Origin of the sequence: Kribbella sp. NPDC051952 (genome assembly GCF_040680855.1) — a bacterium.
In the GTDB taxonomy this organism is placed as follows: Bacteria; Actinomycetota; Actinomycetes; order Propionibacteriales; family Kribbellaceae; genus Kribbella.
In genome coordinates this window covers 178,811-191,503 of record NZ_JBFAXQ010000014.1, presented here as the reverse complement: position 1 = coordinate 191,503, position 12,693 = coordinate 178,811, and the positions used below count along the sequence as shown (strand labels likewise).

The window sequence follows — 12,693 nt, the reverse complement described above, 5'->3', positions numbered from 1 at the left end:
TTGGTTCGATCACTCCTCGGATCGGGCCTAGCGGTAGTCTCGAGATTTGGATAGCGTTTTCCCATGACCTCTGACGAGCCGTTGCGACTGGATTTCCTGCCGTGGGAGTACGCGCGGAAGGCCTCGGAGGAGGAGCGCGCGCGCCAGGCCGAACGCCAGTCGGGTCTCGACGGGACGGTCGAACTGGCCGCCGACGTGTACGTCGCCGAGTCGGCCGCCGTGTACTGCGACGAGCTCCGGATGGGGGAGCGCTCGTACATCGCCGCGCACGCCTACGTGACCGGCCAGATCGTGCTCGGATCCGACTCGACGATCAATCCGTTCGCCACCGTCCGCGGCCGGATCACCATCGGCGACGGTGTCCGGATCGGCGCCCACACCTCGTTGCTCGCTTTCAACCACGGCACCGAGCCCGGCCGCCCGATCTTCAAGCAGCCACACACGGCGATCGGCATCACGATTGCCGACGACGTCTGGATCGGCTCGAACGTCACCATCCTCGATGGCGTCACGATCGGCCCGCACACGATCATCGGCGCCGGCGCGGTCGTCACGAAGGACGTTCCCGCCAACACGATCGCAGCAGGTAATCCCGCTCGAGTGCTGAGATCCCGCGAGCCGGCCCTCACCACCACAGCTACCGAAGCGACGCCGGCCGCCCCCATCATCTCCGCCTCGTTGATTGCTTCCGGCGATCTACCTGAGCGTCTGACCACCTTCGCCGCCAAAGCCCGGGATCAGGTGGACGACCTCCTCGCCAGGTCCTGGGATGGCGAACGGTTCGTCGACCGCCCCGGACTCAACCACGAGCCGGCCATCCGCCCGTGGTGCGATGCGATCGAGATTGCCGACGTACTGCTCCGTCGTACGCCGGCCGGTCACACTCGCGACGACCTGGTCCGCCGGCTCCGCGCCCGCCAGGATCCGACCACCGGACTGGTCGCGCCCGGAGACCTCTCCGACGCCGGTCTCGAGCTCCCGTCCGACGCGGAACTCTCCGTTCTGAAGGGCCCGGCGAGCTACCACATCCTGTGTGTCGGCTACGCACTCCAGGTCCTCGACAGTTCCTTCGAACACCCCATCCGGACGGACTTCACCTTCGACCAGCTCGACAACTTGCCCTGGGCAAGAAATGCCTGGTCGGCCGGTTCCGGAATCGATGCCCTCGGCACCGCTCTGGCCCGGAACCTCCACGACCACAAGGAGTCCGGCCCGTTGGAGCCTCTGATCGGCTGGCTCACCATCGCCGCCGACCCATCCACCGGAGCTTGGGGGCAGCCGCATCCCGACGACGGCTGGCTGCAGGTGGTCAACGGCTTCTACCGCCTGACCCGCGGCACCTACGCCCAGTTCGGCCTACCGCTGCCGTACCCCGAACAGGCCGTCACCACGGTGCTTGCTCACAGCAATGACCGGCGGATGTTCACCGGCGACAACTACAACTCGTGCAACGTCCTCGACGTGATCCACCCGCTCTGGCTCGCCCGCAAGCAGACCGAACACGGTCAGCAGGAGGGCCTCCGCTGGGCCGAGGACCAGCTCACCCGGATCCTCGACCGCTGGGTCGACGGCGCCGGTTTCGCCTTCGCCCCGGACGGCACCGACGACCGCGCAATCCCTGGCCTGCAAGGCACCGAGATGTGGCTGTCCATCATCTGGTTGCTCTCCGACTACCTCGGCCTGTCCGACGACCTCGGCTACCGCCCCCGCGGCGTGCACCGTCCCGAGCCGCTGGTCACGCCGAGGTAGGGGCCTGAGAGGTAGATCACGCGCCGGGACGTCACAAGCGCGACGGTGGGCCGTGTCCTGGGGTGCGGTGGCTGACCCATTGGGGGTGGCCCAAGCATTCTGGAGATCGAAGTGCGACACCTCATCACCTTCATCGCCGCGGCTGCGGCGGTGACGGGCCTGGCCGCCCCGGCACAGGCGGCCGACTGCGATGTGCAATGCCAGCTGGATCTGCAGCAGCAGAACGCCGTACCACGAACCTCGTTCTACGATCCACCACCGGCGTCGCCCTGGGCGCTGCCGGGAACCGTGATCCGGAAGCAGGTGACGACCGACTACAGCGTCGGCGGGGTCACTGTGCCGGCAACGCGCATCATGTACCACTCGCGGACCTCGTCCGGTCGCGATGTGGCCACGACCGCCGTCGTCCTGGTGCCGAAGGGCAAGGCGCCGGCCGGTGGCTGGCCGGTCGTCGTGGACGCGCACGGCTCGAGCGGGATCGGCCGGCCGTGTGCGCCGTCGCTGATGAAGGACCTCTACCACGGCAACCAGATGCTGGCCTTCGTCAACCGCGGCTTCGCGGTCGTCGCGCCCGACTACGCCGGCCTCGGCACCGACGGTAAGCCTGAGCTCGTCAACAAGACCGCCGAGGCGAACGACGTCATCTTCGGCCAGCAGGCCGCCCGTCGGGTGCGGTCGGACCTGTCGTCCCGGTGGGTGCTCTGGGGTCACTCACAGGGTGGCGGGGCGGCAATGGGCGTTGCCGAGCGGCAGCGCATCCTCCCGCAGCCCGGGTACCTCGGGACCGTCCTCACGTCTCCGGTCGCCGACCTGTCCGAGGTCGTCGCCCACGTTGCCGCGACCCCCGGGTACGGCGCCTTCGCGGCGATGATTGCCCAGGGCGCGCACTTCAGCGACCCGTCGGTCCAGCCCCAGCGCCTGCTCAGCGCCGAGGCCTACTCCCGGATCGGCATCACCGCGGTCGGCTGCCTGGGTGCGGCGTTCGCGGCGTACGCCGATCTGACCGGGCCGCAGCTGGTCACCCCGGCGTACTCGACCGACCCCGCCTTCCGGAAGTACCTGCGGGACAACTCGGCCGGGACCCGGGCGCTCGGCGGACCGGTGCTGCTGCTCCAGGGCGAGGCCGACACCGTCGTTCCGGTCGGCGTCACCGACCAGATCGCGAAGAACCTGTGCCGGCTCGGGACGCGCCTGACCTACAAGACTTACCCCGGTCTCGAGCACGACACCTACCCGTGGGTGCAAGGCATCGACGACGGCGCGATGCCCGACATCCTCGCCTGGACCGCCGACCGCTTCGCCGGGCGCACCGCCCCGGCAACCTGCACGTCCTGATCCCTGGTGTGAGCGACCCGGACGGGGGTCCACTAGCCTGAGCGAGTGGACCCCCGGACCCGTCGACTCGTCACCTCTGTCGTACTGGCAGCGCTCGTCGCGATCGTCGTGATCGCAGCGTTCATGCGCTGACGGTCGCGGAGCCCAGGACGACGTACGGCTGGTTGGACAGGTCGGCGGCCAGACCCGGGTAGAGCGCCTGCCCGCCGTCACGGTGCCGCACGCTGAAGAAGTACATCAGCGGGTACGTCGAAGCCGTGTAGTCACCGTCGATCTGTCCGGACAGGGTCTGCCCGGACAGCTCCATCGGGACCTGCTGCCAGGACTCGGACTGGTCCACGTGCCGGTAGTGCAGGGTCGCGCCGACCACCGCCGGAGCCACCACGTCCAGGGTGAGCGTGACCGGTTTGCCCCTGTCGAAGCTCTCCGGCACTGTGTGCTCCACGCCGGGCGCAATGGGCCGGATCGGTGCCGCCAGCAACGCGGCCGCCGGTTCCGTGCCCGCCGCGTCCCGCAGTTCCTCGTTGAGGGCGGCCAGGTCGGCGTCCATGTCCGGGACTCGATCCGCCCAGTGGCCGTGTTCGGAGGCCTCGATCCCGAAGCGGAGGTCCCGCTGGTACACACCCTCGACGATGCCCGGGATCTCGGCGTACGCGTCCCGTGCGACCCGGTAGTGGCGTAGGGCCGACTGCAAAGAGCTGATGTCCTCGGTGGTGCGGAAGATCGAGTAGTCGACCGCCGCCCGGAACTTGCCGGCGAAGAACCGGCCCAACCGGACCAGGATCTCCAGGTCGATCATCATCCGGCGTACCTGCGCGTCCGACTGGTCCGCTGACGCTTGGGCTCGCGCGAGGGCCTGTTGTCCGTCGGTGACCAGTTGCTCGATCCATGCGGCCACTTCCAGCGGCGTGTACTTCGCGGAGAGCGTCCGACCGGCCAGAGCCGCGACGTACTCGTCGATGCCGTAGAAGGTGGTCGGGTCGAACGGGCTGACGCCACCCCAGTTCGCCGGCGGCTCGGTGTCGCCGGCGTAGTGATCCGAGTGCACGCGCGACGAGATCGGGAGGTTGAGGTAGACCTCCGGCCAGTAGCCGTTGTTGGACCCGCCGACGCCGTGGACCACGGTCACCAGGGGGAGGATCCGGCTGAGCGGACTCAGCGCGTCCTCCACGTCCGCCGCGGCCTCGCCGTACGTCGACCGCAGATGGCGGCGCCACGTCTCGGGCTCGGCATCGGGGTTGTAGAGCAGCCGGCCCCACAAGAGGTAGCCGTAGCGGTATTTGGTCCACTCCCGGTTGCCGGGGAGCTTGAGGTCCTCGCGGACGTACGGATCGCGCCCGCCGACTTCACCACTGCCGTGGCGGCCCTTGAAGAACAGGGGTTCACACAGGTCGACTCCGCGGGATCCACCGAACGTGGACAACCGTCCGTACCCGGCCGCGATCGCGGGATCGCCCCACGCGAGGAGCTTCTGTGTTCCCGGCCAGACCCGGAACATCAGGTCGACCGTCCGGTCCTCGCGCAGGAAGTCGCCGTACCCGTAGCGGGTGAACCGGCGGGAGAACTCGGTGATGCCCTTCATCTCGTGGCCGGCCGGGATCGGCTTGGCGGTCTCCTTGGCCCGGATCGAGGCCTGGTGGTACGGGAGCCCGACGTGCTCGGCCCAGTACTTCGCGGACAGCACCGGGGACAGGTTCGGCAGGTCGACGGCGTCCAGCAGAGCCTGGTCGACACCCTTGGCGTGCATGTCGATCTCGAGCGGCCGGCCGACCGAGTTGGCTCCCTCGAACACCGCGCGCCAGAAGATCTCGTGCTTGTCGTCGGGGATGCCGCCCTCGTAGTGCACCCGGAACGTGAGCCCCTCGATGTCAGGAACGTCGGTGAGCAACCGAGCGATGCCCGCCTTGCAGTACGCCGCGTGGTTCTCCGCGTCGATCCCCGTGATCGGGTATCGGTGCACCGAGTCCCGGCCGTAGTCGTACGCGTGGTTCCACAGACCGAGCTGGAACTTCAGCCCACGCCGCTTGCTCTCGGCGGCGATGAAGCGCAGTGTCTCCAGGTTGCGCTTCTGCTCGTCCGCGTCGACCCCTTCGGCCCGTACGTCGTAGCCGTCGACGTCGAACAGGAACGGATAGGCCAGACAGAGGTAGTTGTCAGTGGCACCACGCCGGTCGGCGCCGTAGTTGTACTGCATGCCGAGCGCCAGGTGGAACCGGTTGAACCGGGACGCGGCCAGCCAGGTCAGGTAGTCGGTCCAGAACTGCTTGTCGTGGAACCAGGGCGTGTCCTCGTCCACGCTGGAGAACGACCGCACCACGCCCCGGACCGGTACGGCGGGCTGCTCGGCGAAAGGCGTCGTACTCGCGAGGTCCTGGCCGGCCGCGACCCGGTCCGCGAGCTCGAGCAGCGCGCACCGGAGGCCCACCTCATCGTTGCTGACGACAACGATGTCGCCGTCGACGCGGAGGACGGCGTACGACTCGGGTACGGCGGCGAGGTCGGCGGCGGGGACCTCGTCCGGGGTGGCCGGCCGGATCACCGGCGCATCGGTGATCCCGTTCGCTGCCAGGGCTTGGGCGAGTTGCTCGGTCGCCCAGGTGACGACGGGGCCGGTGGTGGTCTCAGACATGGGACTCCAATCACTTGCCGTCAAGGGTTTTGCCGGCGTCGGCGATGAACTTCGGTACGCCCTGCTTGATCGAGATCTTCCCGAAGGCGATGTCCTGGCTGGTCTTCAGCAACAGGTCGCCGACGGCGGTCGACGCGGCCGGACTGGCCTGCGGCGGGGCGAAGGCGTTCTTCAGGGCCAGGTCGGTATAGGCAAGCACCTGCTTCTCGCTGGCCGACAGGTCGCTGCCCTTCAGCAGCACGTCCCGGCCGGCCGCCGAGGCGGGCGGTCCGCTGATCAGCCGCAGGGTCTTCGCGGCCTCCTCGCCGTTGGCGAACCAGTTGATGAACCCGGCGGCGTCGTCCGCGCGCTGGCTCTTGGCGTTCAGCGACAGGTAGCTGCTCGGCGCCGGGAACGTTCCGCACTTGCCGTCCTTCGTGTTCCGCGGCGGCAGGGTGATGTCGATGGTGTTCTTGGTCAGGTCCTGGAAACCGCCCTTGAGGTTGGGCGTGTGGATGTGCGCGAGCGCGGCCTGCTTCTTGACCAGCGGGCTGGTCGGCCAGTCGCCGTACTTGGCCTGCGCGGCGATGTCGGCGGGGATCGTGCCGCCGGTCGCCCGCAGCGCGGCCCAGTACTCGAACCACTCGGTCAGCGAGGCCTCGGTGAACGCGAGGGCGCCGTCCCTGTACAGGTCCTCGCCCTTGCCCCGCAGGAAGATCTGCAACGACGCAGTGTCCCCACTGGGGTCTTCCGCGCCGTAGATCTTCTTGCCGGACTTCTGCCGGATCTCGTTGGCCAGGGTCGCGAAGTCGGACCAGGTCCAGGTCTCCTTCGGGTGCTCCAGACCGAGCTTGTCGAGTACGGTCACGTCGTACCCCATGCTGTAGGCACCCATCGCGACCGGGATGCCGAACTGCTCGCCCTTCAACTGGCCCTGGCTGAGCAGGTTCTTGTCGAACGGTTTGGTGTCGATGGTGTCCGGGATGTACTTTTCCAGCGACTGCAGCGCACCGGCCGCGCCGTACTGGCCGATCCGGGCGATGTCGATGTTGATCACGTCCGGCGCGTTGCCGCCGGCCATCTGGGTGGCGAGCTTGTCCCAGTACTCCGCGGTCGCGGTGCCCTCGAAGACCATCTTCACGTCCGGATGGCTCGAGGTGTACTGGTCCGCGAGCTTGCTGCGCAGCCCGAGCTTGGTCGGGTCGCCGTAGCTGCTGAACCGGACCGAGTTCTTCGCGTCCTTGGCCGCGGGGTCGAGGTTGCAGGCCGACAGCAGGGGTGCGAGTACGCCGGCCGCGAGTCCGGCCTGCAGGAAGCGCCGCCGGTTGAGTGGTGTGGTCATGACTGAGGTCCTTTCGGGCTAGCCCTTGAGGCCGGTCGTGGCGATGCCCTCGACGATCCGGCGCTGGGCGAGGAGGAAGACGATGAAGGTCGGCACCAGCGACAGCACCGACATGGCCAGCAGTTGCCCGTACGACGAGTCGCCGGTCGCGTCGACGAAACGCCGCAGGGCGACCGGTACGGTCTCGCTGCTGGGATAGGACAGGTAGATCAGCTGCGCGAAGAAGTCGTTGTAGGTCCAGATGAAGGTGAAGATCATCGTGGTGATCAGCACCGGCCCGGTCAGCGGCAGGATGATGCGGCTGAAGATGCGGACCTTGCCGCAGCCGTCGATCATCGCGGCCTCGTCCAGCGTGCGCGGGATCGTCCGGATGAACTGGACCATCAAGAAGATGAAGAACGCGTCGGTGGCCAGGAACTTCGGCACCACCAGCGGGAGATAGGTGTTCACCCAGCCGAGGTGGAAGAACAGCACGTACTGCGGGATCAGCAGCGCGTGCGCCGGCAACATGATCGAACCGAGCATGATGCCGAAGAACACCTTCTTGCCGCGGAACTCCAGCCGGGCGAACGCGTACGCCGTGAGAGTGCACGCGATCACGTTCCCGGCCACCGCGAGTACGGCGATCAGCAGCGAGTTGACGTAGAACCGGGTGAAGGTCGGATCGGTCGCGGTCCAGCCGGCGATGTAGTTGCGCGGATCCAGCGAACCGGGGAACGGATTGAGCTGGGAGAAGATGTCCTGCTCGTTCTTGAACGATCCGCCGACCATCCAGAGCAGCGGATAGACCATCACCAGGGTTCCGGCGATCAGTGCGAGGTGGGTCAGCCACCGGCGTCCGCGCCGGCGGTCTGCGGGAAGGTGCTGGAGAGTCGTCATCAGCGGTCCTCGTAGTAGACCCAGCGGCGGGCGAGCCCGAAGTTGATCAGCGTGAAGGTGGCGATGATCAGCAGCAGCACCCACGCCATCGCGGACGCGTAGCCCATGTTCAGGTTCGTGAAACCCTGCTGGTACAGGTACAGCGTGTAGAACAACGTGGAGTCCGACGGGCCACCGCTGCCGCCGCTCACGACGTACGCGGGGGTGAAGGCCTGGAAGGCCTGGATGATCTGTAGCACCACGTTGAAGAAGATGATCGGGGTCAGCAGCGGCACCGTGACCGACCAGAACCGCCGCCAGGGATTCGCCCCGTCCACCGAGGCCGCGTCGTACAACTCCTGGGGGATCTGTTTGAGCCCGGCCAGGAAGATCACCATCGGCGAGCCGAACTGCCAGATGTTCAGTAGTACGAGCGTGTAGAGCGCGGTGTCCGGGTTGGAGATCCAGCTGCGGCCGCCGACGCCGAAGAACGCGAGGAAGGCGTTCAGTACGCCGTCGTCGTCGAACAGTTGCCCCCAGATCACCGCGATCGCGACACTGCCACCGAGCAGCGAGGGGATGTAGTAGATCGACCGGTACCACGCCATTCCGCGCAGTGGGCGGTTCAGCATGACCGCGACCGCCAGCGCGAAGCCCAGCTGCAGTGGGACGGTCAGCGCGACGTAGATGAAGGTGACCTTCAACGACTGCAGGTAGCGCGGGTCGTCGGTGAACATCTTCACGTAGTTGCCGAAGCCGTTCCACGCGGGTGGCTGCAGCAGGTTGAACTTGGTGAACGACAGGTACAGCGACCCGATCAGCGGTCCCGCCGTGAGCAGGATCAGCCCGACGAACCACGGGCCCAGGAAGAGATACGCGACCCGATCAGTGCGTCGACGGGGTCTGGGTCGTGCCGCCGGGGGAGGGATCTCAGCTGTCGGTGCGCGGCCCGCCGGAGCAGAGAGCTCGGTTCTCATGCTCATGGTGGCCTCCTTTCAAAGTCCTTCTTCACCGATGTAGAAACCGGCCGGAAAATCGGCCGAAGCCTTCAGTTCGGGTCTCTCGAAGGACTTCGGCCGGTGGGGTTGCGGGCAGGCTGCAATGCCGCAGAGTTACCACTTGGTGGAAGTGATGTTCCGCTACGCGAGAGATTAGGTCGCTCTCGGTAGATGCGCAATACCGGAGTGCATTCGTATTCATGAGCGTGAAACGGGCCTTGGGCGGTGAGTTGGCGCCAAGACGGGTAACGTCCCGCCAATGACGAGCACCACCGGCACGCGATCGTCGTACCTGATGAGGGCCGGGCTGGTCCGCAACGTGCGGTCGGCCGAGCACCTGACCACCTTCGTGGTGTCCGGGGTAGCGACGGTGCTGGTGACCCGCCTGATCCTGAGTCTGAGCGGCTACCCGCAGATCGGCGGGAAGGGCCTGCACATCGCCCACGTGCTCCCGGGCGGACTGTTGATGCTGGTGTCGATCTCGCTGCTGCTCGGGTACGTCGGACCCGTCGTACGTCCCGCGGCCGCACTGGTCGGGGGCGTCGGCTTCGGCCTGTTCATCGACGAGGTGGGCAAGTTCGTCACCTCGGACAACGACTACTTCTACCAACCGACCGCGGCGATCGTGTATGTCGTCTTCGTGCTGATCGTGCTGGCAACCAGGTTCCTCACCACCCGGCGGCCGATCGACGAGCGGGAGCAGCTCGCAAACGTGATCGACCATGCGGTGGAGGGTGTTGCGGGCGGACTGTCCCGGCGGCGGTTGGCGAAGGCCTCGGAGCAACTGCGCCAGGTCAGGCTGGAGGTGGCCGGGCGTCAGGAGACGCGGGCGCTGCTGGCGGCGTGCCCTCCGGACGAGGTTGAGCTGGCCGCTCCGGTGGATATGACGTGGCGGGCGATCCAGCGCGGGTTCGACCGGCTGGCCACGCATCCACTCGCGCCTCGCGTGGCTGTCGTCGTACTGGTGATCCAGGCGATCGGTGCGCCCGTGATCGCGGCCGGGGTGCGGTTCGACAACGGTGTCTTCACCGACTTCGCCGTACTAGGAGTGGCGGCCGGGAGCTTGCTGTCGGCATCCTTCACGGCGCGGGGTGCGTGGCAGCTGCGGAGGAGGAATCGGACCCGGGCGGTCCGGCTGTTCGAGCTGGCGGTGCTGGTGTCGTTGTTGATGACCCAGGTGTTCCAGTTCGCCGGGACGCAGTTCGCGGCGGTGTTCGGGATGCTGCTCGACCTGGTGCTGCTGGGGTTGCTGAAGGCCGAGCGCGACCGGATCCGGCGCAAGGAGACCGAGGCGACCAAGGCTAAGACGCTGCGACTGCCACCGGATCCCGATCAGCCTCCGTTCCCTTTGGATCCGTCGGATCCGGTGTAGCTTTCCAGTTCTCGTGGCGGCCGATCAGCACCGGTGACATGGTCGCGACCAGGTAGACCGCGCCGGCTCCGAGCAGTGCGGGAGCCAGGCCGATCCCGGCGATCGCGGCGCCGGCCAGGACGCCGCCGAGCGGTACGCCGGTCCAGCAGACCGCGTCGGCCAGCGAGTTGACCCGGCCCAGCATCGGCCGGGGGATGCGTTCGATGAAGAGCGCTCCGAGCACGGGGTTGATGAACCCGGCGCCGATACCGCCGATGGCGTAGATGCCCATCACTGCCCAGATCGGAGCGTCGAACGCCATCACGACGAAGCGTGGCGCACCGCAGATCAGGAACGCGAGGGTGAACACCAGCTTGCGTGGGATGCGCTCGCCGACCGCGGACGCGAGCAGCGCGAACAGCGTGGCCGTCACACCGAACGACGTGAGAATCAGGCTGGTATGGCCGGGGCCGAAGCCATGGTCCTTGATCCAAACCGGAAGCAGTACGGCGCCAACGGCCGCGTCGAGCAGGTTGGTCACGGCGATCATCAGCACGAGCGGCATCATCAGCTTGTCCTTGCGCAGGAACTGCCAGCCCTCCAGAAGCCGCCGGCCGTAGCCTTCCTCGGTCTTCGGAGCCTTCTCGTGGTGAGCGGGGATCCAACGGGCAATGAGTACGGCGCAGACCCCGAAGGAGGCGGCGTCGATCCACAGGGCGTTGACCGAACCGACGAGGGTGATCAGGCCGCCGGCCAGTGCGTAGGCGAAGAAGCTGGCCAGGCGCTCCGTCGTACTCTCCAGCCCGGTCACCCGTTCCAGCGGCACCTTGGCCGCTCGGGCGATGTCCGGGACCAGCGTGCCCTTGGCCGCATCGCCCGGTCCTCTGAGTGCTCCCGCGATCGCCACCAGCACGAGCAGGGTGGGGAAGTGCAGCAGGTACAGCGTGTGGAGGAGGGGGATCAATGCGACTACGCCCGTACTCGCGGTGTCGGCGATCACGCTGATCCGGCGAGCGCCCACGCGGTCGATCCACGGTCCGCCGAAGGCCTTGACCAGCACCAGCGGGGTCATCTCCGCGAGAGCCACCATGCCTGTCTTCACCGGGGATCCGGTGGTGATCAGGACGAACCACGGCACTGCGATCGCACTGACCCGGGTCCCGCAGATCGACACGACGTTCGCGACCAGGAACGCCACCAACGGCGCCCGGTACCGCTGCTCGGGCTGCACGGTGCTCTCAGGTTCCATCGCGCTCTCGGGTTGCATCGCGGTCACCTGGTTTCGCGTGGGAAGGCCTGGAGTTGCACGGTGACCTGCTCGGCCCCATCGGGCAGCGGAGCGGTGAGGTCCGCAGTCTTGTACTTCTCCATGACCGCCATGACCTCGCGCATCATCGCCGCCAGCTCCTCCGGCCGCAGGTGGAAGATGAAGTCCGACAGCAGACTCGCTTCCTGCCACTCCGGCGGGAGCGTCTGCATCGCGTCGATGAAGCTGAAGATGTTCTCGGTGTACGTCTGCCCGATGCCGTGCAAGAACCCCAGCGCCAGCTCGGGCTCCTGCTCCAGCAGCTCGGCCGCGTCGAACTCCGTGCCTTGGTGAGCTGCCTTCCACCACCGGTCGCGTGCGTTCCCGCGACTGTCGTCTTCTTCCACCAGGCCCGCGTCAGCGAGCTGCCGGAGGTGATAGCTGGTCGCTCCGGTGTTCACCCCGAGACGCCCGGCCAGGGTGGTGGCGGTCTGCGGACCGTAGATCCGCAGCAGCCCGAGCATCCGGTTCCGCATCGGGTGCGCCAGTGCGCGGACCAGCTCCCGATCCAGCCGCACCGACCGTCCGGCGATCAGCGGCTGGGACACCACTTGGGGCTCGTGCTTCTCGGTCATGGTGCCTAGCGTAGGACTGCAAAGACTCTTTGCAAAGAGATTTTGCAAACATTCTGTGCGATGGGTTGTCCACAGGTTGCGATTCGGTCCGGGGATTGGTGGGGAATCGCGGCATCTTCTCTGTCGACCAGGGACCAACCCCACAGAAACCGGAGATCCGACCATGCTGCGAGTGCTGCTCGACGACGCCGACTACTACGACGTCAACGCCGATCTGCTGACGTTCGACGAGGAGGCGGTGCTGTTCTGGCGCGACGGGGAGGAGGTCGGCCGGCAACGGCAGGCCCGGATCCGGTCGCTCGAGTTCATGGACCCACGTTCGATGACCCGCAAGATCAAGGCCGCCCGCCGGAACCATCCGAACGCGTTCCGCCCGTGGACCTCCGAGGACGACCACACGCTGGGGGAGATGTTCCGTGACGGCGCCACCAAGGACGCGTTGGTCGACGCCCTCGGCCGGCAGGAGGGCGGGATCGCGCACCGGCTCCGGGCCCTCGGGCTGCTCAGCGAGGACCAGAAACTGGTATGAGTCCACCGACCACGGTTACTGCGAATTTCCCCGCCGCGACTC

Annotated in this window: 10 protein-coding genes; 4 read left to right on the top strand and 6 right to left on the bottom strand. The window is 67.2% G+C overall.

The genetic code is table 11. The features are described 5' to 3' along the window. The first annotated feature begins 63 nt into the window (after positions 1-63). Together AB0L70_RS25645 and AB0L70_RS25640 are read left to right on the top strand one after the other, a co-directional pair. Positions 64-1,749: an acyltransferase gene (locus tag AB0L70_RS25645; RefSeq protein ID WP_363688301.1), complete on the top strand. Its 1,686-nt coding sequence runs from the start codon at positions 64-66 to the stop codon at positions 1,747-1,749. A 111-nt stretch (positions 1,750-1,860) separates the two neighbouring features. Next, positions 1,861-3,084, top strand: a complete 1,224-nt coding sequence (locus tag AB0L70_RS25640) for an alpha/beta fold hydrolase (RefSeq protein ID WP_363688299.1) — start codon at positions 1,861-1,863, stop codon at positions 3,082-3,084. Positions 3,085-3,205: 121 nt separating this feature from the next. Here AB0L70_RS25640 and AB0L70_RS25635 read toward each other — a convergent pair whose 3' ends face one another. From AB0L70_RS25635 to AB0L70_RS25620, 4 genes are read right to left on the bottom strand one after another with little or no spacing between them, the layout of a single operon-like run. Continuing rightward, a complete protein-coding gene (locus AB0L70_RS25635) occupies positions 3,206-5,713 on the bottom strand; it encodes a hypothetical protein (protein ID WP_363688297.1) in 2,508 nt (835 codons plus the stop codon). 10 nt (positions 5,714-5,723) lie between these two features. Continuing rightward, positions 5,724-7,034: an extracellular solute-binding protein gene (locus AB0L70_RS25630; RefSeq protein WP_363688295.1), complete on the bottom strand. Its 1,311-nt coding sequence runs from the start codon at positions 7,032-7,034 to the stop codon at positions 5,724-5,726. A gap of 18 nt (positions 7,035-7,052) precedes the next feature. Beyond that, on the bottom strand, positions 7,053-7,913 hold the full coding sequence (locus AB0L70_RS25625; protein WP_363688293.1) for a carbohydrate ABC transporter permease: 861 nt from the start codon (positions 7,911-7,913) through the stop codon (positions 7,053-7,055). Beyond that, complete coding sequence (locus AB0L70_RS25620; protein WP_363688291.1) at positions 7,913-8,875, bottom strand: sugar ABC transporter permease; 963 nt, start codon at positions 8,873-8,875, stop codon at positions 7,913-7,915. Before AB0L70_RS25620 ends, AB0L70_RS25625 begins: the two co-directional genes overlap by 1 nt. A 274-nt stretch (positions 8,876-9,149) precedes the next feature. Here AB0L70_RS25620 and AB0L70_RS25615 point away from each other — a divergent pair, with 274 nt between their 5' ends. Further along, positions 9,150-10,262 (top strand): hypothetical protein, encoded by a 1,113-nt coding sequence (locus AB0L70_RS25615; RefSeq protein WP_363688289.1) that lies wholly within the window; start codon positions 9,150-9,152, stop codon positions 10,260-10,262. On the opposite strand, the gene AB0L70_RS25610 is transcribed toward AB0L70_RS25615, so the two are convergent. Then, positions 10,192-11,508, bottom strand: a complete 1,317-nt coding sequence (locus tag AB0L70_RS25610; protein ID WP_363688287.1) for an MFS transporter — start codon at positions 11,506-11,508, stop codon at positions 10,192-10,194. The genes AB0L70_RS25615 and AB0L70_RS25610 overlap by 71 nt on opposite strands. Positions 11,509-11,513: 5 nt before the next feature. After that, positions 11,514-12,122, bottom strand: coding sequence for a helix-turn-helix domain-containing protein (locus tag AB0L70_RS25605; protein ID WP_363688285.1), 609 nt, complete (start codon positions 12,120-12,122; stop codon positions 11,514-11,516). A gap of 163 nt (positions 12,123-12,285) precedes the next feature. Between AB0L70_RS25605 and AB0L70_RS25600 the strand changes: the two genes are divergently transcribed. Further along, positions 12,286-12,651, top strand: coding sequence for a hypothetical protein (locus tag AB0L70_RS25600; RefSeq protein ID WP_363688283.1), 366 nt, complete (start codon positions 12,286-12,288; stop codon positions 12,649-12,651). The last annotated feature ends 42 nt before the right edge of the window (positions 12,652-12,693 follow it).

Bases quoted from the DNA above. Each gene is read 5' to 3' on its own strand.
- AB0L70_RS25645 (WP_363688301.1), top strand. From the start codon at position 64: ATGACCTCTGACGAGCCGTTGCGACTGGATTTCCTGCCGTGGGAGTAC.
- AB0L70_RS25635 (WP_363688297.1), bottom strand. From the start codon at position 5,713: ATGTCTGAGACCACCACCGGCCCCGTCGTCACCTGGGCGACCGAGCAA.
- AB0L70_RS25630 (WP_363688295.1), bottom strand. From the start codon at position 7,034: ATGACCACACCACTCAACCGGCGGCGCTTCCTGCAGGCCGGACTCGCG.
- AB0L70_RS25625 (WP_363688293.1), bottom strand. From the start codon at position 7,913: ATGACGACTCTCCAGCACCTTCCCGCAGACCGCCGGCGCGGACGCCGG.
- AB0L70_RS25620 (WP_363688291.1), bottom strand. From the start codon at position 8,875: ATGAGCATGAGAACCGAGCTCTCTGCTCCGGCGGGCCGCGCACCGACA.
- AB0L70_RS25615 (WP_363688289.1), top strand. From the start codon at position 9,150: ATGACGAGCACCACCGGCACGCGATCGTCGTACCTGATGAGGGCCGGG.
- AB0L70_RS25610 (WP_363688287.1), bottom strand. From the start codon at position 11,508: ATGCAACCCGAGAGCGCGATGGAACCTGAGAGCACCGTGCAGCCCGAG.
- AB0L70_RS25605 (WP_363688285.1), bottom strand. From the start codon at position 12,122: ATGACCGAGAAGCACGAGCCCCAAGTGGTGTCCCAGCCGCTGATCGCC.
- AB0L70_RS25600 (WP_363688283.1), top strand. From the start codon at position 12,286: ATGCTGCGAGTGCTGCTCGACGACGCCGACTACTACGACGTCAACGCC.